At 51.2% G+C, this 20,655-nt stretch carries 19 protein-coding genes; 11 read left to right on the top strand and 8 right to left on the bottom strand.

Annotation, left to right across the window (positions count from 1 at the left end; translation table 11 throughout):
• Nucleotides 1-241: 241 nt before the first annotated feature.
• The 5 genes from ABD035_RS00680 to ABD035_RS00660 form a co-directional block, all read right to left on the bottom strand.
• Nucleotides 242-541 carry a putative quinol monooxygenase gene (locus ABD035_RS00680; protein ID WP_212714132.1) on the bottom strand — a complete coding sequence of 100 codons (300 nt, stop codon included), beginning with the start codon at nt 539-541 and terminating at the stop codon, nt 242-244.
• Between the two features lie 281 nt (nt 542-822).
• The gene (locus ABD035_RS00675; RefSeq protein ID WP_343866871.1) at nt 823-1,491 is read right to left on the bottom strand and encodes a methionine ABC transporter permease; all 669 of its coding nucleotides are present in this window, start codon (nt 1,489-1,491) and stop codon (nt 823-825) included.
• On the bottom strand, nt 1,479-2,267 hold the full coding sequence (locus ABD035_RS00670; RefSeq protein WP_343866869.1) for a methionine ABC transporter ATP-binding protein: 789 nt from the start codon (nt 2,265-2,267) through the stop codon (nt 1,479-1,481). The genes ABD035_RS00675 and ABD035_RS00670 overlap by 13 nt, the downstream gene beginning before the upstream one ends.
• Nucleotides 2,260-3,066, bottom strand: coding sequence for a MetQ/NlpA family ABC transporter substrate-binding protein (locus ABD035_RS00665; protein WP_212714129.1), 807 nt, complete (start codon nt 3,064-3,066; stop codon nt 2,260-2,262). Before ABD035_RS00665 ends, ABD035_RS00670 begins: the two co-directional genes overlap by 8 nt.
• 27 nt (nt 3,067-3,093) lie before the next feature.
• Nucleotides 3,094-4,110 carry an isopenicillin N synthase family dioxygenase gene (locus ABD035_RS00660; protein WP_343866867.1) on the bottom strand — a complete coding sequence of 339 codons (1,017 nt, stop codon included), beginning with the start codon at nt 4,108-4,110 and terminating at the stop codon, nt 3,094-3,096.
• A 436-nt stretch (nt 4,111-4,546) separates the two neighbouring features.
• Here ABD035_RS00660 and ABD035_RS00655 point away from each other — a divergent pair, with 436 nt between their 5' ends.
• The 10 genes from ABD035_RS00655 (at nt 4,547) to ABD035_RS00610 (ending at nt 15,751) form a co-directional block, all read left to right on the top strand.
• The gene (locus ABD035_RS00655; RefSeq protein ID WP_343866865.1) at nt 4,547-4,813 is read left to right on the top strand and encodes a hypothetical protein; all 267 of its coding nucleotides are present in this window, start codon (nt 4,547-4,549) and stop codon (nt 4,811-4,813) included.
• 434 nt (nt 4,814-5,247) lie between these two features.
• Nucleotides 5,248-5,523: a formaldehyde-responsive transcriptional repressor FrmR gene (frmR, locus tag ABD035_RS00650; RefSeq protein WP_212714163.1), complete on the top strand. Its 276-nt coding sequence runs from the start codon at nt 5,248-5,250 to the stop codon at nt 5,521-5,523.
• A gap of 32 nt (nt 5,524-5,555) precedes the next feature.
• The gene (locus ABD035_RS00645) at nt 5,556-6,665 is read left to right on the top strand and encodes an S-(hydroxymethyl)glutathione dehydrogenase/class III alcohol dehydrogenase (RefSeq protein WP_212714126.1); all 1,110 of its coding nucleotides are present in this window, start codon (nt 5,556-5,558) and stop codon (nt 6,663-6,665) included.
• 591 nt (nt 6,666-7,256) lie between these two features.
• Nucleotides 7,257-8,660, top strand: coding sequence for a uracil-xanthine permease family protein (locus tag ABD035_RS00640; protein ID WP_343866863.1), 1,404 nt, complete (start codon nt 7,257-7,259; stop codon nt 8,658-8,660).
• A 603-nt stretch (nt 8,661-9,263) separates the two neighbouring features.
• A complete protein-coding gene (locus ABD035_RS00635; RefSeq protein WP_343866861.1) occupies nt 9,264-9,674 on the top strand; it encodes a DUF2946 domain-containing protein in 411 nt (136 codons plus the stop codon).
• A 250-nt stretch (nt 9,675-9,924) separates the two neighbouring features.
• Nucleotides 9,925-10,299 (top strand): copper homeostasis periplasmic binding protein CopC, encoded by a 375-nt coding sequence (gene copC / locus ABD035_RS00630; RefSeq protein WP_343866859.1) that lies wholly within the window; start codon nt 9,925-9,927, stop codon nt 10,297-10,299.
• Between the two features lie 541 nt (nt 10,300-10,840).
• Nucleotides 10,841-11,380 (top strand): fimbrial protein, encoded by a 540-nt coding sequence (locus ABD035_RS00625; RefSeq protein WP_249213573.1) that lies wholly within the window; start codon nt 10,841-10,843, stop codon nt 11,378-11,380.
• Nucleotides 11,381-11,412: 32 nt separating this feature from the next.
• On the top strand, nt 11,413-12,096 hold the full coding sequence (locus tag ABD035_RS00620) for a fimbrial biogenesis chaperone (RefSeq protein ID WP_343866855.1): 684 nt from the start codon (nt 11,413-11,415) through the stop codon (nt 12,094-12,096).
• A gap of 23 nt (nt 12,097-12,119) precedes the next feature.
• On the top strand, nt 12,120-14,678 hold the full coding sequence (locus tag ABD035_RS00615) for a fimbria/pilus outer membrane usher protein (protein ID WP_343866853.1): 2,559 nt from the start codon (nt 12,120-12,122) through the stop codon (nt 14,676-14,678).
• 11 nt (nt 14,679-14,689) lie between these two features.
• Nucleotides 14,690-15,751, top strand: coding sequence for a fimbrial protein (locus ABD035_RS00610; RefSeq protein WP_212714120.1), 1,062 nt, complete (start codon nt 14,690-14,692; stop codon nt 15,749-15,751).
• Nucleotides 15,752-15,885: 134 nt separating this feature from the next.
• On the opposite strand, the gene ABD035_RS00605 is transcribed toward ABD035_RS00610, so the two are convergent.
• Entirely contained in the window at nt 15,886-16,593 is a 708-nt protein-coding gene (locus ABD035_RS00605) for a PilZ domain-containing protein (protein WP_212714119.1), read from the bottom strand.
• A gap of 141 nt (nt 16,594-16,734) precedes the next feature.
• Nucleotides 16,735-17,433 carry an EAL domain-containing protein gene (locus ABD035_RS00600; RefSeq protein ID WP_343866850.1) on the bottom strand — a complete coding sequence of 233 codons (699 nt, stop codon included), beginning with the start codon at nt 17,431-17,433 and terminating at the stop codon, nt 16,735-16,737.
• 393 nt (nt 17,434-17,826) lie between these two features.
• On the opposite strand from ABD035_RS00600, the gene ABD035_RS00595 reads away from it, so the two are divergent.
• Nucleotides 17,827-19,392: a peptide MFS transporter gene (locus ABD035_RS00595; RefSeq protein WP_343866848.1), complete on the top strand. Its 1,566-nt coding sequence runs from the start codon at nt 17,827-17,829 to the stop codon at nt 19,390-19,392.
• A gap of 35 nt (nt 19,393-19,427) precedes the next feature.
• On the opposite strand, the gene ABD035_RS00590 is transcribed toward ABD035_RS00595, so the two are convergent.
• Complete coding sequence (locus tag ABD035_RS00590; protein WP_343866846.1) at nt 19,428-20,633, bottom strand: MFS transporter; 1,206 nt, start codon at nt 20,631-20,633, stop codon at nt 19,428-19,430.
• Nucleotides 20,634-20,655 lie beyond the last annotated feature (22 nt).

Below are 20,655 nucleotides of genomic sequence, written 5' to 3'. Positions count from 1 at the left end.
CGTCCGCCCCGATTTACGTTGATGCTTTACACCAATATGCTATGCAACCCACTGTTTTGTAAAGCAGATACGACGAAGATGTCACGGTTTTGTCTGCCCGCAGCCCCTCTGGTAACGGGAGAAATCGCCTGACGGACAACAACTGCGGGGCGTAAGGGGAATGGCAGTAATACAGCACAGCGGGGTAAGCTCATCTGAGAGGCCAATGGCCTGTCAGATGAGAGGCAGTGACACCGTTATATCAGAGCGCCGGAGTCACCGGGATGTCAGATTCTTCATGGATACTGTATTCTCTTGAAATAGCAGCTGTTTTCTCCCACCACTCAGAGTTGCGTGTTCTGGTCTGATGACCGTCGAACGACCGCTGATCCGTATACAGCTCTTCCACCTGCCAGATCAACGGATCGTCACTTTCAACCACTTCAAACAGCAGACATCCATCCTCTGCACGTGATAATCGTTGATGTTCCGGAAGATAACGACGAATAATCGCAGAATCCTCCGCTGTTTTCGCTATCAGCCGGCCTGTCAGTCTGATCATAAGTTCCCCGTGAGTTATTTACGTAGTGTTACTCCTGATACCACTGTACAACAGAACGCTTATTGCAGGACAGTCTTTATTCTGTCGCTCGCGATGATATACATCGGCGCGAGTCAGGAGACAGGCAGACTCAGCCATGGGCTGTTACCGTCAGTCAACCGGTGGTCTTCAGGCGCCGGGCATCATTTTACCTTGTGGTGATCGGAACGGGACCAACGTGTACCTGGCACCCTATCCTGCTGCCCGGCAGAACCAGCATGCCCTGGTCACTGAGTCAGGCATCAGCGCCAGCGAGCCAGAAACCGTACCGCGGAATCTCCGACTTTCTGCACTCCCAGGACCATCAGCAGCAGCATAACAACCGTCCCTGCCATGATATTATGATCGAAACGCTGATACCCATACCGGATAGCAAGATCACCGAGTCCCCCGCCTCCGACAACCCCTGCCATGGCTGAAAAACCGATCAGCATCACGATGGTCAGTGTGATCCCTGCAACCAGCGCAGGCAGCGCCTCAGGCAACAGAACACGGCTGACAATATGCCAGAGATTTCCGCCCATCGATTCGACCGCTTCAACAGGCCCGGCATCGACGTCGGCTAAGGCATTTTCCACAATCCGCGCAAAAAAAGGAAAAGCCCCCAGGGTTACCGGCACGATCGCGGCAGTCGTCCCCAGAGTGGTTCCGACAATAAAGCGTGTCACCGGTATCACTGCAATAAGTAAAATAATAAACGGTAAGGCCCGGCCAATATTGACTATCCAGTTAAGCAGCAGAGAAATAAAACGATTCGCCAGCAGCCCGTGCTGACGGGTCAGAAACAGCAGGACCCCGACCGGTAAGCCGATCGCGACCGTAAACAGCGCAGCCACCATCACCATATAGACCGTTTCCCAGGTACCGCTAAGCATCAGCGCCTGAAACTGCTGCCAGTCTACGCTACGCATCTCGTTTCTCCCTCACTGAGGTATCTGGCACGGAATGCCCGATCCGTTTCACCGTCCTGCAATAACAGGTGACGGAGTTTTCCGTCAGGGCGCGCCATGATCTGCGGCAGCGAACCGCTCTCCTGCAATACCCCCTGTTCCAGTAACGCCACCTCGTGACAGATGCGTTTAACGACCATTAATTCATGGGTGATCAGCACGATAGTGATATTCAGTTTTCGATGAATTTCCGCCAGCAGATCCAGTACCGAGCAGGTAGTTTCCTGATCGAGCGCACTGGTTGCCTCGTCACACAGCAGATATCCGGGGTTGGCGGCCAGCGCACGGGCAATCCCCACCCGCTGTTTTTGTCCCCCGGAAAGACGCGCAGGCCAGCTGCCGGCAAAGTCTTCCAACCCTACCAGTTGCAATAACTCTGTGACCCGCTGTTTCCGCCTCACCTTATCCATCCCGGCAATCTTCAGAGCCAGTTCAATATTCTGACTGACCGTACGAGAATGAAGCAGATTAAAATGCTGAAACACCATCCCCGTCTGCTGCCGATACTGCCGCAGGGCGGTCGGGCTGAACGCCGCAATATCCTGCCCGTCAATCAGCACACGTCCCGAGCCGGGAGATTCCAGGCGATTGATACACCGCAATAGTGTGCTTTTACCGGCACCACTGCGTCCGAGAATGCCAAAAATCGTCCCCTTGCCGATCTCCAGCGACACATTATTCAGCGCAGGCTGGTCTGCACCGGGATAGTGTTTGGTGACCTGTTGAAAACTAATCATGCGATGGACCCGCCACCGGGATCACCGATCCCTGGTACGTTTTTCTGATAAATTCGGCGACCTGAGGTGAGGTCAGATCTTTTGCCAGTTCCTGAATTCGCGGGTCATTCACCAGTTCCGGACGGGTGACCAGCAGATTGGCATAGGGATTATTTTTCGCCGATTCCAATCCCAGCGCATCCCGGGCAGGTACAAGCCCGGCTTCCAGCGCATAATTACCATTGATGACCGCCGCATCCACGTCATCCAGTGAGCGAGGGATCTGCGGTGAGTCTACCGGGATAATTTTAATTTTCTTCGTGTTATCAATAATATCGGCCTGTGTCAGCAGGGTTGATGTGCTGTCACCGGTGGCGTTAAGTTTCAGCACTCCCTTATCCTGCAACAACCGCAGCGCACGGCTGAGGTTAGAAGCGTTATCAGGAACAGCGATGGTGGCGCCGACCGGAAGTTCCGCCAGGGATTTATACTTATGAGAGTAGATCCCCAGCGGTTCGATATGAACAGCCGCCACCACCGCAAATTTTTTCCCCAGTGCTTTTTCCTGATCTTTCAGATAAGGAAGGTGCTGAAAATAGTTAGCATCCACATCGCCGGAGGCCAGTAATTCATTCGGGTTAATCCCTCCGCCACTCATCTGAACAATGCTCAGATCTAATTTCGGATCAATTTTTTTCACATAAGCCAGTATTTCGGCGTGAGGAACCGGATCCGCAGCCACCCGTAAAGGCGCGGCGTACAGGTTTTGGGACAGCAGTAAAGCTAACCCGGCAAGCGTGATACTGGTTTTTTTGATCATTGTTGGCACTCTCCTGACAGACAAAAGTTATTCAGTGTTAAATTCGGGATAAAAGCGTTTAGCGACTTCCGGATGTGAGCGCAGACGACCTTTCAGGTAATTCCAGCCGACATCCCGTAACAGTGGGTTCAGAGGGTCACTGGCAGCTCCCCTGGCCTGTTGTGCCAGCGCATCGGGAAGCGGGTAAACCGGTACCGTGGTATCCAGTTGTGCTCCCAGGAAAAAGGCGACCGACAACCTTTCCCGGGCCTCTGCGGGTGAAACAACACGATGTACGGTGGCACGCAGATACCCGTTAGTGGCCAGTTCGAGTAATTCGCCGATATTGACCACAAAGGTCCCGGCCATAGGGGTGACGTCCGTCCAGGCCCCCGGAGAGACTTCAACCTGTAATCCCCCCTGCTGATCCTGTAACAATAAGGTCAGAAATCCGGAATCCTTGTGTGCGCCCACTCCCTGTCCGGAAGCGGTTACCGGCTGTCCGGGGTAACGGATGAGCTTAATATGCTCGTTCGGCAGGGAACCGTACAACGCATCAAATGCCTGCTCCGGCAGCGATAACGACACGGCCAGAGCGCGTAATAATTTCAGGGCGACTGCGGTCATTTCATGCTGCCAGCGGGTCAGCACATCTCTTAAGGCCGGTAACATCACTGGCCACTGGTTTGGCCCCTGCAGTCGCTGCCATGCCGGTCCGTCGGGAGTATTTACGGCAACCCGTTCAGCGCCGATATCAAATTGTTCACGGTAATCGGGGTGTCCACGGGTGATTTCTACTCCGGCACGGTTATATCCGCGAAAATGAGGGGAATTCGCCATCCTGACCGTCAGTTTATCGGCTTCAGGTAACTCAAAAAAACGCCGTGCTATTTGCTGTACAGTCCGGATGAGATCGTCAGAAATTCCGTGTCCGCGGAGATAGAAGAAACCGATGTCCCGTGCTGCTTTTCGTAATTGCTCAGACAACTGTTTCTGCTGGCAGGGGTCACCCTGCAGCAGAGAGAGATCGATCACCGGTAACCGTATTTTGTCTGTAGATGTCATAAGCCTGGCCTGCCACTGGGAACTCAGAGCATCATGCCATTGCCGATCTACTGGCTCTACCAACTAATATTTCTGACCATATGCAAAAAAGATAATAAGTCTGTGCCCGGCCTCTGGTACCCTTTTGCCATATCATGTCCACAGCAGAAGAATAAACGTCAGAACATATTAAACAGAGACTATTGATTTACACGCTGCCATTACCTGTGAGTCGCCAGGAAATATCACATCCCCGGCATCAGCACTGCTGATTAGCCTCACCACCCCCCATCCAATAATAATGATGCCACGCTTAACGTTAAGATATTATCAAGCACTAATGATCACGTGATTTATTATATTTTTCGGGTTATACGAATATTCTTAATGATAACGAAAAACTCCCTGCTACGCTTAATAGTGAATCATTATTCATCATTAAAACAGAGGTGCATCAATGAGTGATCATCAGGTTCAGAAAACACAGGTGGAATTTCTGCAGGACGTTACGTCACAGCTAAAAGAAATGCGTCATTATGCACAGACAAACAGTGAAACCTTGTCAGCACAATGGCTGGCCTTCGATGCCGGTGAGTATAAGAATAAGAAATTTGCACAACGTATTGACACGTTATTAAACCAGCAAGGCAAACTGCTTGATGAACTGGAATCGGTTATTCAGGATATTGAAATCTCCGTAAATCATACTGAGCAGGAAAGTTAATTTTCAGAACAGGATGTTTATTCTGTAATTTAATGGCCTTTTCTAAAGAGCTACGATAATTCAGGTAAAGCCCGTAATCCCCCACCGGGCTTTGCTTTAATAATATGCAGACAACAGCATCATAAAAAATAAAATTATTATTTAAACGTTCACGGTATCAACGCTGCTTCGGACGACTTCCTTAAATTTTTATTCCTGTGATCCCCCCGCCCCGCCCAGTTAAAAATCATATATCATTTTACTGAGTTTTTCCGGATGAATCCGGTGCAGGTCGACTGACGAAGCATCCTGGTAAAGATTATTTTTCATTCCTGATTTATCAGACACCTACACTTTCAGGGACCAAAACAGAAGGAAAAATTACGGATCACACTTCACATACTATACTCCCATATAGTATATTTGTGCCGGTAATCTCAGTGAGAGTATTCAACATGCCATCCACTCCGGAAGCAAAAAAGAAGACCCTGACCCGGGTCCGGCGTATCCGCGGGCAAATCGATGCCCTGGAAAGAGCACTGGATGAAGGGGAAGAGTGTCGGGCTATTCTGCAGCAAATCGCCGCCGTGCGGGGCGCAGTCAATGGACTGATGGCCGAAGTGCTGGAAAGCCATATCAGAGAAACCTTTGACGGTACTGAGACCGATAGCCGGTCACTCAATACGTCAGTTAACGATACCATCGGGCTGGTTCGCGCTTACCTTAAATAGCCGTATCTGCCCTCAGTCACAGGAATAATGTTATGAAATCACGTGCTGCCGTCGCCTTTGGCCCGGGCAAACCCCTGGAAATTGTAGAAATCGATGTCGCTCCCCCCAAAAAAGGTGAAGTGCTGATTAAAATTACCCATAGCGGTGTCTGCCATACCGATGCATTTACCCTGTCCGGTAATGACCCTGAAGGGCTGTTCCCTGTGGTACTGGGCCATGAAGGGGCGGGTGTGGTCGTCGAACTGGGAGAAGGTGTGACCAGTGTCGAGGTGGGTGACCATGTGATCCCACTGTACACGGCGGAATGCGGGGAGTGTGACTTCTGTAAGTCCGGCAAAACTAACCTGTGCGTCGCTGTCCGTGAAACGCAGGGGAAAGGTGTCATGCCGGACGGCACATCCCGTTTTTCCTATCAGGGACAGCCTCTCTACCACTATATGGGCTGCTCAACCTTCAGTGAATACACGGTAGTATCAGAAGTCTCACTGGCAAAAATTAACCCGGAAGCGAACCCTGAACAGGTCTGTCTGTTAGGCTGCGGCGTGACTACCGGTATCGGTGCCGTTCATAACACAGCAAAAGTTCAGCCTGGCGATTCTGTCGCCGTTTTCGGACTGGGAGGCATTGGTCTTGCAGTGGTTCAGGGGGCCCGTCAGGCAAAAGCCGGCCGCATCTTTGCCATTGATACCAACCCGGAAAAATTCGAACTGGCTAAACAGTTTGGTGCGACGGACTTCCTGAACCCGAACGACTACGATAAACCTATCCAGCAGGTCATCGTTGAACTGACCAAATGGGGTGTTGATCACACCTTTGAATGTATCGGTAATGTCAATGTGATGCGCGCTGCGCTGGAAAGTGCGCACCGTGGCTGGGGTCAGTCGGTCATTATCGGGGTTGCCGGAGCCGGTCAGGAAATTTCTACCCGTCCGTTCCAGCTGGTGACCGGTCGTGTCTGGAAAGGCTCAGCGTTCGGTGGCGTGAAAGGCCGCTCTCAGTTACCGGGTATGGTAGAAGACGCGATGAAAGGTGATATTGAACTGGCACCGTTTGTCACTCATACCATGGGACTGAACAAGATTAATGAAGCCTTTGACCTGATGCACGAAGGCAAATCTATCCGTACGGTTATTCATTACTAATCCCTCTGCCCCCTCGTCCGGAGGGGGTGTTTTTTCGTCAGTGTCGTGCTTTCTCCGGGCACCTTCCCCCCGGCCGCCCTGTCAACAGAGCCTCCCCCGCAGTCTGAGCACGATACTCCCCTGCCTGACTCACCCGCCACTGCCAGCCAGACCGCCAAGTGCATAGCACAACGCTCTGAAGGATTTCCCTTCGATACTGCTGCCAGGGTTTTCCTGCCGCTGACCGTCACAGATTTTCCTCTGGCAAATTTACATTCAGCAGAAGCAATATTTCTGTACTGCGGTCAGTCATCGGTCTGATCGCTTTCTCCTGTCCGTCAGAACGGCGATTTCCGTTTCCCCTCATGCACTGCGGCGTTAAGTTACCACGGTGGTTGCACAAAAAAGGGTCATCCGGCGGAGGATCCTGAGACAATCGTTCCAGAGTCTCGTGGGCATCCTGTTACCTTCCTGTTCAACCTCTGCGGGTTAATTCCCTTTAATTTCGATACGTTGAAAGGAATCCCCTGAGCGGAGAGGCTCACTCCCCCGTGATATGGCCTGAATATTGCTTGAGAAATAAAACTTTTGTTTCTTCCCGGAGTGCACCCGATGAATGATAAGCATGATACCGAGCTGTTGTATGGCCTGAATGAGAAGATCCCGGCAGTGCCTGCACTGTTTGCTGCCATCCAGCATATGCTGGCCAGCATTGTGGGTGTCATTACTCCGCCATTGATCATCGGCTCCACACTCGGGCTGAATTCATACCTGCCCTGGCTTATCAGTATGTCGCTCTTCGCCTCAGGCCTGGGCACCCTGGTGCAGGCAGGTCGCTTTTTCTCGATAGGTGCCGGTATGATCTGCCTGCAGGGCACCAGCTTTGCCTTTCTGGGAGTCATTATCTCTGGCGGATTAATGCTCAAGGGCCAGGGGGCCAGCCCTGAACAGATGTTAGCGATGATCTTTGGCTGCAATCTGGCGGCGGCGATCATCCCGCTGATTGTCAGCCGGTTTATTCATACGTTTTCACGTTTACTGACCCCGCTGGTCACCGGCAGTGTCATTGTCCTGATCGGTATCAGTCTGATTAACGTCAGTATCAGTGACTGGGGCGGCGGTTTCGGTGCGGCCGACTTTGGTTCCCCCGCAAACCTGGGGCTCGGTGCCCTGACGGTGCTGGTGATTGTACTGATGAATTGCAGTCGCTCCCCCTGGCTGCGGCTTTCCGGCATTGTCACCGGTATTGTGGCCGGCAGTCTGGTAGCCTGGCTTACCGGCACTTTTCACCCGCAATTCAGCACTCCGGGATCACTGATGACCCAGCCGATCCCTTTCCGGTTCGGTCTGGACTTTACACCGTCTCTGTTTATTCCGGTGGCTCTGGTCTCGCTTATCTCTATTATCGAGGCCGTCGGGGATCTGACGGCGAACTGTATGTTGTCAAAACAACCGGTTGAAGGTCCGGAATTCGAAAAACGTATTCAAGGCGGCATCCTGGGGGATGGCGTGAGCTGTCTGCTGGCGGCGACATTTTCATCGTTTCCGAACACCACCTTTGCCCAGAACAACGGTGTCATCCAGATGACCCAGGTCGCCAGTCGCTATGCCGGTTTCTGGATTGGCGGTATTTTTGTGCTGCTGGGGCTCTTTCCTATGTTCAGCCATGTACTGGAGCAGTTACCCAAACCTGTCCTCGGCGGTGCCACGCTGGTCATGTTCGGTAATGTCGTTGCTGCCGGGATCCGGATCATGACCCGTGAACCCATTGATAGCCGGGGCATGTTAATTATTGCCATTGCTTTTGGCGTCGGGCTGGGGATTGAATCGCAACCGGAGGTGCTGAAGGCCTTCCCTGCGATGATACGCAATATGTTCCAGAGTGCGGTTACCAGCGGAGGTATGCTGGCGATTCTGCTTAACCTGATCCTGCCCCGCCGGACCCGCCCCGTCGCTGCGCCTGCGCCTGCGCCGACGGACGAAAGCGCGGCTTATTCAGGAGAATCCCATATCTGATTCGTTTTGCCAGCAGAAAATAGCCGGGGACCGCTGCGGATAAAGCCACCGCGCCTCCGTTTTTCCGAAGGCGGCAGCGATACCCCGCGCGGACGGTGAGTCATTGAAAGTGAGGTGATCAGCGAGGTTCCGGCGGCTGCCTGAGTAAGCGAGTTATCTGCTGCCACCATTTTGCAGGACAGAGCACATCTGATTGCCCGTTATCCCCAGCGGCAGGAAGGGTAAAGAGTCGGCCAGCCCTGGACCCTGTTTTCTGTCACAACCGGGATGATGCAGGCCGCGGCACGCCAAAGCCGCTGGCTCTGTGTCTGACGATACCTGAAATATAATGTACGACGTCCGTCAGACGGTTATCTGCAACGTTTACGCCAGAGTGCAGGGAACCCCGGGAAAGCGTCACGGACCAGACCAGACAGTGCGTCCCCCGCTACCGGGACATCAGGTTATCGGGAGGATCTCAGCCGGAGGCAGGACAGGGATGCCCCTAATGACTTTTCGTGCAATGCAAGTGCTAAGATAATGTAAATTAAAAGGAATAATAATTAACATGCCTGCGGAAAAGTTATTACAATAGCGCGACTGGTCAATGATGGATGACTTCTTTTGGCATTTATTATCCGCTTCTCACAGGCTAAATCTCCTGCAGTGATTGCCTTACTGGCAATACTGATGATGTTTATTGCGCCCGATCTGTCCCGTCATCTGCAGTCTCAGCCAGCTCATCTGCCGCCCGCCCTCGCCAGCGGAAATATGCACACTATGCCGGACGGAGATATCACTTCCGCTACGGCAGCCACGGTAACGCCTCATACACAGGGCAACGGAATGGAGACCGCCGTTTGTGGGTATTGCGCTCTGCTTGTGCACATGCCACTGCTGTTAGTCGTTCAGTTCAGTCTCTGCGGGTTAGCCTTGTTACGACCACCGGCCAGAGTGCGCCGGACGTTACCGATGCCTGCCGGTCTTTTTTTTGCCGGTGAACTGCAGCCACGGGCGCCTCCTTCTTGTCAGTAGCAGGCTGATACGCCATCCCCCGAAAAATCTCCGGGACCGGTCACCGTTAAGGCCGGGTTCCGGCGTCGGGGGAAGTGTTTGCCTGCCGGAAACCCCTTCACAGCCAGATGCCCTGCGCTTGTTCAGGGACTACCGGCAGACCAGGGATTTTCCCTGCAAAAGCAGCATACGGGTTCCGGAGTCACCCCTTTGATGTCGCTCCCGTCATCAGGCTCCGGAACACGCTGAGATTATTACAAGGAAATTAACCATGTCTTTTTCAGTAAAAACGTTGACCGTCGCAGCAACCCTGCTTGTCTCTGCGTTGACCAGCACGGCCGTACTGGCCCATGCGCACCTGACTTCCGCCGAACCGGCACCACAGAGCCAGATCACCGTCGCACCTGCACAGTTAACCCTGCATTTTTCGGAAGATCTGGAGCCGTCCTTCAGTGGCGCCACTTTGACACATCAGGGCGATAAAACGGTCAGTACCGGTAAGGCTTCACTCAGCAGCCAGGGGAAAAATACGCTGGTGCTCCCGCTTGATACGCCGCTGTCCGCGGGAAAATATCAGGTAGCCTGGCATGCACTGTCTGTCGATGGTCACAGAACTACCGGGTCTTATACCTTTACCCTGAAGTGATTTTACAGCCCCCGTTACCGGGGGCTGTTTCAGGTGAATTTACGTCTCCACGCCTTATACTCGTGAAGCATTTCTCTCCCTTTTCCCTTCTCTGATAAAAATTTTCACCTCAATCTGATTTTTTTTTTCAGATCTCACTGTCGCCCCTCGTTTTATTTCATCTTTTCCCCCCGAAGCGGGAGGGAAATGATCTCCGGACGGATGCCGGCAGAGGAAAAGCAATAACATTCAGTATTTCAGCAAGATATTTGCCTGCGGTGCTATGCCCTGCAAATTGTAAAAATATTTAGCGACATATGTTAAAAAATTAACGTTCATTCACAGCTAAAAGTAAACGCATCTTTAACTATCAAAGAACATTTATCCATTACCACCATCTATCAATGAAGAACATCTGAAGTGATATATTTTTTTCACGGAGATGCTCCCTGATGTGTTTGCCCTCAAGGCTGGTTATCAGAATGGCAGAGCCTTTATCGGTTCTCTGAGGAACTCCGCCTTACATTTCATAATTATTTTTAATCAGTCATGGGGTAGTAAAATGAAAAAAGTTCTGTTACCAATTGCAGCTCTGACCTTAACTCTGGCATCAGTTCAGACATTTGCTGCGGATGGAACCGTTTCCTTTACCGGAAACATCACGCAGTCAGGCTGTTCTGTAACTAACGCCACAAACAAAACGATTACCGTTGCCATGGGGAACTATTCAAGTTCAGCACTTTCCACGGCTAACCAGGAAGCGGGTCCACGTCCTTTTGAAATCGACCTGACCAAGTGCGCGACCGGTTCAATCAAAGTCCGTTTTGATGGTACCGCCGTCTCTGGCTTCCCTACCTTACTGAAACTGACTCCGACCGGTACCACTACCGATCCATCGTCTTCTGTAGGTATTAAAATTACAGATTTAGCAAGCGGCGCAGCTTATACTATCGGTGATACCAGTAGCGCAGTCCCATTCCAGGCAACTGACTCTACCGGCGCATTAAATATCAAACTGGCGGCCAGATACCACGCATTCGCCACCGCTACGCCAAGCGGTGCAGCTAACGCGACCACTGACTTCTCTATTGAATATCAGTAATCGCCAAGACTCTGGTGGCAAAACAGGAAGTAATGATGAAGAAATTTATCTTTTTTGCACTGATCCAGCTGTTTTCAGTCTCATCGTTTGCAGCAATACAACTGGAAGCTACCAGAGTCATTTATAATTCAGACAGCAGTTCTGCTTCACTCTCTTTGAAAAACGAGAGCGACCAGAATTACATGTTGCAAAGCTGGCTGGAAAATGAAGATCGTAGCAGTACCGCAACGATTCCGATGCAGGTGATCCCACCCATCATGCGTATTGATGCGGGTAAAGAAGCGACACTCCGCTTTATTTATGCCGGTCATGGATTACCGGCAGACCGCGAGTCATTATTCTGGATTAATCTTCAGGAAATTCCTCCCGCGGCAAAAGAAGCAAATACCTTGCAAATTGCAGTCCACAGTCGTTTAAAACTTTTTTATCGCCCACAGGGGCTGAATACGACGCTGGATAAGGAAGTCCTGAAACTGGTGTGGAAACAAACCGGGAATAAATTAGTGGTGACCAATAAAGGTCCGATGTATATCTCATTGAACCGCCTGCACCTGAAAAAGGGCAGCACTCAGGATATTTATCTGGATATGGTATCGCCATTTTCTGACAGAACGTTCACTCTTCCGGCAAATACTCAGATCGGATCTACCGTCTCATTCAGTTATGTCAATGATTTTGGTGGTACCTCTGAAGTGAATGACTTTCCGGTAAAATAAATAGACTTCGGAAACGGCTTACCATGAAAAAAAAGACAAATTACACTCTGACGCTTGTCGTTGCATTACCGGGTCTGCTGGCAGTGTCAGGCGCAAGCGCTGAAGAGTTTAATATGCAATTTGTTCATGGTGCGGCTAACCTCAATTCTGCACGCGAGGTATCGGTCGGTGACAGTATTCAGCCTGGCACCTATCCGTTTGATATTTACCTTAATTCACAGAAAGTCGATAGCCTGCCGGTGACCTTTATTCGTTCACCGGACGGTGTCCGTCCCTGTTTCAGTACTGAGCAGCTATACGGCTATGGCATTATTCTGCCGGCCCCCCTGGCGGGTCAGCAATGCGTCGACCTCAGGAAATATATCCCCGACGGTAAGGTTGACCCGGATATTACCCAACAGCGTATCGATCTGACCGTCCCGCAAACCCATCTGAAAACCGTGCCGTTAGGAACCATCCCGACCCGTATCTGGGATCAGGGGGTGAATGCCGGTTTTATTAATTACACAGCGAACTATGATAAAAATAATTATCATGGAAACTACTCCTCTGAAGACAGTGAGTACAGTTTCTTGTCGCTGAATAACGGAATTAACCTGGGACGCTGGCGTTTACGTCAGAACGGTAACTATACCCACGATAATGTCAGCGGTTCCCACTGGAATAATATCTCCAGCTGGGCAGAGACCGATATTATCGCCATGCGTAGCCGGTTGCTGATAGGGCAGTCCTCCACCAGCAACAGTGTTTTTGATAGCATCCAGTTTCGCGGCGTAAAACTCAGTAGTGTTGATGACATGCTTCCGGACAGTATGCGTAACTATGCGCCTGTCGTCCGTGGGGTGGCCTCCTCCAATGCGCGGGTGACTATCCGTCAGAACGGTTATCTGGTCTACAGTACAACGGTGCCACCGGGCCCGTTTGCAATCCATGATCTCTACCCGAATACCAGCGGTACGTTGTATGTCACCGTGACGGAAGCCGACGGGACACAGAAAAACTTTACCGTGGCCTATTCGTCTGTCACCAATATGTTGCGTGACGGACTGTGGAATTATGAAGTCACCGCCGGTCGCTATCACGATGGCATCAGTGGATATCAGCCGCAATTTATTCAGGGCACCGTGGCCCGCGGGATCAGCCATAACCTGACCCCTTACGGTGGCGTCATCGTCGCTGATAACTATCAGTCGGCCGTGATGGGCATGGGAACCGGCCTCGGAAACCTGGGGGCCGTCTCCCTGGATGGCAGTTATGCCAAAACCAATCTGGCCTCTGGTGATACTAAACAAGGTCAAAGCTATCGTATTCTGTATGCTAAATCACTGGATAGCATGGGGACCGATTTCAGGCTGGCCGGTTACCGGTATTCGACCTCCGGATATTATGATTTCAGTGATGCCGTGCAGGAACGACGCGACTGGAGAGACGGACAGTACGAAAGCGACTATATCGACCCGAATGATACGGCTATCGGTACCCCCGGCTGGGCTCAGACTAACAACGCTACCTATTACTCGAACATCTATGCCAACAAACGTGAGCGCATGGAACTGTCGATTAACCAGAACCTTAAAGGTTATGGCAGTGTCTACATCAACGCTAACCAGCAACGTTACTGGGGCACCAGCGAGAAAACCCGCACCGTGCAATTGGGGTACTCAAACTCCTGGAAGGGTGTCAGCTATGGTGTCTACTGGCAATCGACCCGATCCCAGTACGGTTATTCGGACAACAGCGTCAACATGACGCTTTCTATCCCGCTGGTCTGGAACAACCATAACAACGTGATTGTCTCTACCACTCAGCTGGCCCATGATCAGAAATCGGGTGACAGTTATAACACCGGCGTTTCCGGAACCTTGCTGGATGATAACCGTCTGAGCTACGGCGTCAGCACCGGACATACCGAATCCGGCGGACAAAACAGCGGCGCTAACATGGGTTATCAGGGCAGTATGGGTAATCTTAACGGTAGCTATAGCTACAGTAACAATTATACCCAGACTTCATTGGGTGCCAGTGGCGGGGTTGTGGTTCACTCCGGCGGCGTCACGCTGTCGCAACCGCTGGGAGATACCTTTGCTATTGTCAAAGCGAAAAACGCTGAAGGCGTCGGCATTCTGAATGCGCCGGGCGTTAAAATTGACCGTTTTGGTTACGCCATTATCAATAACGTGACGCCGTACAGATACAATACTATCGCACTGAATACCGAAGATATGCGCCCGGGACTGGATATCCCGCAATCGATCATCCAGACCGTCCCGACGCAGAAAGCCATTGTACGGGTTAACTTTAATACCTTCTATGGCCACAGCCTGTTGATCCACTCTTCCCTGCCGGATCACAGCTATCCGCAGATTGGTGCCGGAGTCTTTAACGCTCAGGGACGCAATAGTGGTACGGTGGGTACGAATGGTGATCTCTTTGTTTCCGGTGTTGCCTCCGGAGAGAAACTGACCGTCAAATGGGGTGAAGGCCCGACAGATAAATGTTCATTACTCATTCCCGATAATCTGGCTAAACAGACCAAAACGATCGGATATCAGGAAATTACACTGACCTGCCAACGCCCCTGAGGAGCCAGGCAATGACATTGCACACCCTAAAAAAACTATTGGGCTCTCTGCTGGTGCTCTGCGCGATCTTCGTCAGCCAGCAAAGCTACGCGCTTTCCTGCCGTCAGGGCAGTAATGCCGGAACGCCTTCACCGACCGGCTCTATTTCACAAAACTTTCCCATTGGTTCGGTCTCGTTCGCTAAATCCGACTTCACCGCTGGCAGAGTACTGTGGCGTTCCTCCACCTATACCGCCACTTTTACCTGCTGGGATATGCAAAGCCACCCCCAGGGGGAAGATGCCTGGCTCTACTGGAACCCTCAGGGCGACCTGAGTAAAGTAAACTCATCCCTGAGTGTCGGGGTGACAATTAACGGTAAAGATTATGATTCGATCAATACCGCGGTCGCCTCCAAAGCACTGGATGTCGGGCGGGGAACGGTGGCTGATTCTCAGTATTACAGTCGTTACGGGCAAGCCAGACCGCTGACCATCAGTTTTACCTTCTCTATTTATCTGAAAGCGACCGGGGTTGCCCCGCCGACCAGCTTTACTGATATCGGTACGGCCAGAGTTTTCCAGGTGGATGGTGAGTTAGGCATTAACAGCACCCCCAACAGTAACTATGTCGCCAACCTGACCAACTTCAATAATATCAATGTAATACAGTGTACTCCGACCGTCACCATTTCGCCGTCGAATATTAATTTCGGTAGTGTAATGCGTGAAACCTCTGCGGTCGGAAAAATAGCCAAAACCATACCCTTTACGGTTACCGCGAATGTCGCTGGCGGTGGCTGTGTCGGTCAGCAGCTGGTGGCCAGTTTCAGCAGTAATGATGTGAGTACCAGTGATTCCACACTGCTTATCCCGTCCACCAAACCCGGCATCGGCATTTATCTGACGACTCAGAGTAATACCAGTACACCGATTGTCTTTGGTCAGGTGAATCCCTTTACCACCACCGCCATTACCAGCAGCTCTACGACAACCATCCCGGTGGGTTACAACGCATATCTGAAATGGCTTACCAATACGCCAACGGTAGGCACCTTCAGTACCACTGCCACCGTCAATATTACGTTCAAATAAGCCTTTCCGCGGCCCCGTAACGGGGCCGTTCGCAGCCTGTCATCTGAGACAGGAACCACGCGGAATATCGTGAATCAGCAGGGTGTAAGAGTACCGAAGAAAACGCCGGCCACAGGAAGGAAGTCAGGACTGTGTTATCGCTTACGCTTGAAGTTAACTTCAAACGCATACGCAATTTTCTGGAAGTTACGCTGATTTATCAGTGACAGATTGGTAAACCTGACCGACATACGTTGCTGATATCCCGGATATTCCGGCAGTTCTTCTTCCAGTTCGTTGAGGGCGATGATCTCTATATTGGCTTTAAATTCACCGTATTCACCCAGTGACAATAATGCTTTCTTAAATACCGACCCGACTTTGATTTTTTGTGACAACGGATTCGGGGTATAGACGCCTAATCCGCCCACCGAAAAGTCATAGATGATGAACGGCTGGGGGGCACTGAATCCTGATAACGGCAACGTCAGGGTAAAATTCTTCCAGAGTGGCAGTGGCACCCGCAGGTTAATGCGCCGTTGAAAATAATTAAACTCATCACCGAGGTCACCGGTCAGTATCGTCCCCGCGGCGGTCTGTTCCTCACGCACGGCATTCAGGGTAAAAATAATTTTTGCTTCACGCCCTTCTGCACTGAGCTCAAGTGTTGCGGGTAACGTAAAGTCAGCCTGTGGCAGGCTCAGATAAACACGGCTGGATTCAACACGTAACAATTCGAAATCGTGTCCCTCTTCCGAACTGAGGCTCAAACGATGTTTTTCTTTCAGCAGAGTACGCAGGATAGCGACCAGTTCAAAACGATCATTTCTGAGCGTCCGCAGATCAGTATTAACACCAGCCATAGCAGATAAGCCTTCTTACTTAAGAGAACCTGTAAAATAACATATAAAAATAGGGAAATGTTCACAAGGCTTGCTCTCTTTATGGCATAGCAGACAGGGCTCCACCGCCTGTGGCGCCACAGACGACATAACACTGCGGTATCAGGCGGCACAGCACAACTCTTCAATGGTCAGCTCCTTCCAGAGCTTCCCTTGTAACGCATAATAAGGCATTTCAGACAGCCATTTTTCATGCTGATCGGTTTCGATACCTTCGACGACAACATTACAATTATTTAATGAAAAGAAGTTCAGTAACGCTCCCATCAACTGGCTTCCGCCAGGCTTACTCATAAAGTTCCAGAACAAAAATCGGTCTATTTTGATATAGCGAAATTGATTATCGAAAAAAGCTGAGAATCCGGAAAGCCCGGAACCAAAATCATCCAGCCAGAATGTCCGCTGCTTATGGAATACCGGAGTATGGTTTGGCTCAGGCACCAGACTGTCTGAAGACTCATTCACTTCAAAATGGATGAAACCGGCAAAGGAGCGACCTTCTGACAGGTAATGTGCATTCACAAAGTCCAGTGACTTATCATCGATATTCACCGTCACAATCACATTGTGGCGGATAAACCAGTCACGGTAAGACTCAATCAAAGCAATCTGTGCTTTAAGTATGTCAATGCTCATCGCAGGTGTGACGTTCCGGAAAAAAAATTCCGGAGAGATTGCTGTCCCCTGGTGGTTGGCGGTGATCCTCGATAAACATTCAACCGCTAGCAACTCTCCGGTTTTACCAAACATCGGCTGGAAAACAAAATTGATTGAAAAATTAGCAAGCTGTAAAGGGGACATAACACACCTGAGATGAAAATGGTTAGCGGTCAGAATCTCCAGCACGGCATGCCAGGCATAGATGAAAGACTCAACTCTTTGTTTACTCAGGAAAGTATAACGCTGAATTGGCCGGGTCCTCGCCCTTTATTCGAGGAGTAAACTATCAAAAACATCATTCAGATAGGTAAAAACAATTAAATTTTTTCATCTTCTTCAGGCAGAAACTTTCGCCCCCGACGTCCGGTATCGTCACGCCTGGCCCTGACGCCCTGCATAAAAAACGGAGGAAAAATCAGCGGAATTTTATTCTGGTTATTTATCAATAACCGTCTCAGGCAAGGGCTTTTTGAACATCAGACCGGATTTAATGCATAAATAATCAGATTTAACAGTTGTTAGTTTTACAGAAAGATGGCATTTTTTAACAATCCTGACAAAACGCCAATGCATCGCGACGACGGTGTCGGTCAGAGATTTACACAACATCCGCATAATAAGGGGAAAGCGTTGAACGCTTCAGTCAAAACCACACCGGAGAAAATCAGTGGCTCAGCCATTCTGTTTTTCATCCAGACCTTTTCCACACTCGGCTTTGCCGTGCTTTATTCCACACTGGTACTGTACGCCACCAAAAAACTGGGCTTCAGCGAAGATTCAGCGAATGCCATCATGGGCGTATTTGGCGCGTTTAACTATGGGCTCCACCTGTTTGGCGGATACCTGGGCGGGCGCTATCTGAGTAACCGTAACCTGTTTGTCCTCGGGATGGTATTGCAGGTTATCGGTTGTTACCTGATTGCCAGCGCCGGAGTCACCGGGCTCTATTGGGGACTCGCCATGTTCCTGACCGGAAGCGGGCTGAATGTTACCTGCCTCAATATGATGCTGACTCAGCGTTTCGCACCGGAAGATGACCGCCGTGAAAGCGCTTTCCTGTGGAATTATGCCGGGATGAACCTGGGCTTTTTTATCGGGTTTACTGTCGCGGGTTATTACCAGCTTAGCGAAAATTATAAAGCTCTGTTTATGTTTGCTTCTCTGGGCAACATCATCGCTATCATCGCAGCGTTCATGTTCTGGGGTCACCTGAAAGATAAAAACACGCCGCTGACTCAGGTCAGCCCGTCGACCTACCGTCAGCGTCTGGTGGCCGGGATTGCAATCCTGCTTGTGCTGCTACCGATCATTCGTGTGATGCTGACCTATGCCGCCATCAGTAGCTATTTTGTTATCGCTATCGGTAGCCTGATCTTTATCCTGCTGTGCCTGATGACACTGAAACACCCGGTGGCAGATGAACGTTCACGTATGGGTGCCTACCTGATCCTGATGCTGGGTTCTCTGGTCTTCTGGTCACTCTATCAGCTGGCACCTATGGGTCTGATGCTGTTCTCCGAACATAATATCGACCTGAATGTGTATGGCTGGCAGGTTGCCCCGCAGTGGATCCAGAATATTAATACCATCGTCATTGTGATCGGTGGTCCGTTAATGGCGATGTACTTTAACCACCTGCGTAAAAAAGGTTACCGGATTGATATTCCGATGCAGTTCGCCTCTTCACTGGTGTTTATCGGTCTCGGCATGCTGGTCTTACCGGTAGGGATCTCACTGGCGGGCAGTAATGGTCTGATGGCCTTCAAATGGATAGTCATCAGTTATATTCTGCAGAGTATCGGTGAACTGCTGATCTCGCCGATTGGCTATGCCATGATCGGGAAACTGGCGCCGAAACAGCATCAGGGATTGATGATGGGTAGCTGGATGATGGTGACCGGAGTGGCCTCGGTACTGGCAGACTATTTCTCTGGCATGATGCCGGATAACAGTAACACAACGCCTGTCGCCACCAACCCGGGCTACAGCCATATCTTTAATCTGCTGGGCTGGGGTTCGGTGATTACCGCTGTCGTGATCGCCGTGCTTATCCCGTTATTGCGTCGCATGATCACCCCGCAGGTCCGTGCAGAGGCCTGAGTGTTTCCGGCCCCGGCGTCCGCCGGGGTCTTCTTTTATGCCATTTTCCTGTACCAGACCCGGTTGATCCCTGCGGCTGACAGCATGATTATCGCCGTGCCAAGGAAAACTGCCGGCATCCCGGCCTGACCAGCCACCACTCCGCCAAACAGCGGTCCGCAAACCTGCCCGATATATTGTGCCGAGGTGGAATACCCGAGTAAGCGACCGGTGTGTCCGGCCGGTGCATGATGCCGGATAATCGCCGTGATACAGGGTAACATCCCGCCTAACGCCAGCCCCATCAGGAAACGTAATACCAGCAACTGCCAGACCGCGGTTACAAAGGCCTGCGGGATCAGTAAAACACCACAGACCAGTAAACCGACGCACAGCACACGCCAGTGGCCTGTCCGGTCAGCCAGTGCGCCGATACGCGGAGCGGAGATAATGCTGCCTAAGGCTGTGGATGCCATGATAATGCCGGTAAACAACGTCGCCTGCGTCAGATCAGACATCAGGCTGGCAACATACAGGGTAATAATCGGTTCGACAGACATCGTGGCGAAAATCAGTAACATCGCAGAGACCCACATCACCTTCACCGCCACAGGGGCCGGTTGTCGTACCGCAGACGACGACGGGGAATGTCTGGCCGGCTGGCGTTCCTCTTTAAGAAAGAACAGCGTGCCCAGAAAAGCCAGAAAAATAATCCCCCCGGTCAGCAGGAAAGTTTCGCGGATCCCGATAAGACCGGGAAGCACGCCTCCGGCCAGCGGACCGACAATATTGCCGGCCATGATCCCGCCGGACAGAATACCGATGGCATACCCTGTTTTCTTTTTCGGGGTTTGTGCTGCCACCAGAATCATTGAACCGGAAGCATAACCCCCCAGTAAGCCGGCCAGTAAGCGTAAAGCGACCAGCTGCCACGGCGCTGTTGCCATCCCCATCAGTGACATGGCAATAGCCATCCCCAGACTGGCCCTGATCAGCATTAGTTTACGGCCATAGATATCTGCCAGCCGTCCCCATAACGGTGCCGTCAGGGCCGCCGTCAGAAAGGTTGCCCCGTAGGCCACGGCAGACCAGTGGGCAATACTGCTCGTGCCTTTAACACCTAAGGACTGCAGATAAAGGGGAAGAAAAGGCAGCAGCAGACTCATGGCAATCAATGTGCTGAATGACCCCAGAGTACAAACCCAGAGATTACGTTGCCAGTGGGGGTTTTCTTCTGAAATATTCCCAGAGTTATCTGCCATTTCAATCACCTGCTTTGCTGAG

It is taken from the genome of Tatumella terrea, assembly GCF_039523755.1.
Taxonomy (GTDB): Bacteria; Pseudomonadota; Gammaproteobacteria; order Enterobacterales; family Enterobacteriaceae; genus Tatumella; species Tatumella terrea.
Note: the sequence above shows the minus strand (reverse complement) of the source record. Positions and strands in the feature narration are given on the sequence as shown.

What these genes read in the sequence shown, in the direction of transcription:
- ABD035_RS00680 (WP_212714132.1), bottom strand. Translation starts at nt 541, where the DNA reads ATGATCAGACTGACAGGCCGGCTGATAGCGAAAACAGCGGAGGATTCT.
- ABD035_RS00675 (WP_343866871.1), bottom strand. Translation starts at nt 1,491, where the DNA reads ATGCGTAGCGTAGACTGGCAGCAGTTTCAGGCGCTGATGCTTAGCGGT.
- ABD035_RS00670 (WP_343866869.1), bottom strand. Translation starts at nt 2,267, where the DNA reads ATGATTAGTTTTCAACAGGTCACCAAACACTATCCCGGTGCAGACCAG.
- ABD035_RS00665 (WP_212714129.1), bottom strand. Translation starts at nt 3,066, where the DNA reads ATGATCAAAAAAACCAGTATCACGCTTGCCGGGTTAGCTTTACTGCTG.
- ABD035_RS00660 (WP_343866867.1), bottom strand. Translation starts at nt 4,110, where the DNA reads ATGACATCTACAGACAAAATACGGTTACCGGTGATCGATCTCTCTCTG.
- ABD035_RS00655 (WP_343866865.1), top strand. Translation starts at nt 4,547, where the DNA reads ATGAGTGATCATCAGGTTCAGAAAACACAGGTGGAATTTCTGCAGGAC.
- frmR (WP_212714163.1), top strand. Translation starts at nt 5,248, where the DNA reads ATGCCATCCACTCCGGAAGCAAAAAAGAAGACCCTGACCCGGGTCCGG.
- ABD035_RS00645 (WP_212714126.1), top strand. Translation starts at nt 5,556, where the DNA reads ATGAAATCACGTGCTGCCGTCGCCTTTGGCCCGGGCAAACCCCTGGAA.
- ABD035_RS00640 (WP_343866863.1), top strand. Translation starts at nt 7,257, where the DNA reads ATGAATGATAAGCATGATACCGAGCTGTTGTATGGCCTGAATGAGAAG.
- copC (WP_343866859.1), top strand. Translation starts at nt 9,925, where the DNA reads ATGTCTTTTTCAGTAAAAACGTTGACCGTCGCAGCAACCCTGCTTGTC.
- ABD035_RS00625 (WP_249213573.1), top strand. Translation starts at nt 10,841, where the DNA reads ATGAAAAAAGTTCTGTTACCAATTGCAGCTCTGACCTTAACTCTGGCA.
- ABD035_RS00620 (WP_343866855.1), top strand. Translation starts at nt 11,413, where the DNA reads ATGATGAAGAAATTTATCTTTTTTGCACTGATCCAGCTGTTTTCAGTC.
- ABD035_RS00615 (WP_343866853.1), top strand. Translation starts at nt 12,120, where the DNA reads ATGAAAAAAAAGACAAATTACACTCTGACGCTTGTCGTTGCATTACCG.
- ABD035_RS00610 (WP_212714120.1), top strand. Translation starts at nt 14,690, where the DNA reads ATGACATTGCACACCCTAAAAAAACTATTGGGCTCTCTGCTGGTGCTC.
- ABD035_RS00605 (WP_212714119.1), bottom strand. Translation starts at nt 16,593, where the DNA reads ATGGCTGGTGTTAATACTGATCTGCGGACGCTCAGAAATGATCGTTTT.
- ABD035_RS00600 (WP_343866850.1), bottom strand. Translation starts at nt 17,433, where the DNA reads ATGTCCCCTTTACAGCTTGCTAATTTTTCAATCAATTTTGTTTTCCAG.
- ABD035_RS00595 (WP_343866848.1), top strand. Translation starts at nt 17,827, where the DNA reads ATGGCATTTTTTAACAATCCTGACAAAACGCCAATGCATCGCGACGAC.
- ABD035_RS00590 (WP_343866846.1), bottom strand. Translation starts at nt 20,633, where the DNA reads ATGGCAGATAACTCTGGGAATATTTCAGAAGAAAACCCCCACTGGCAA.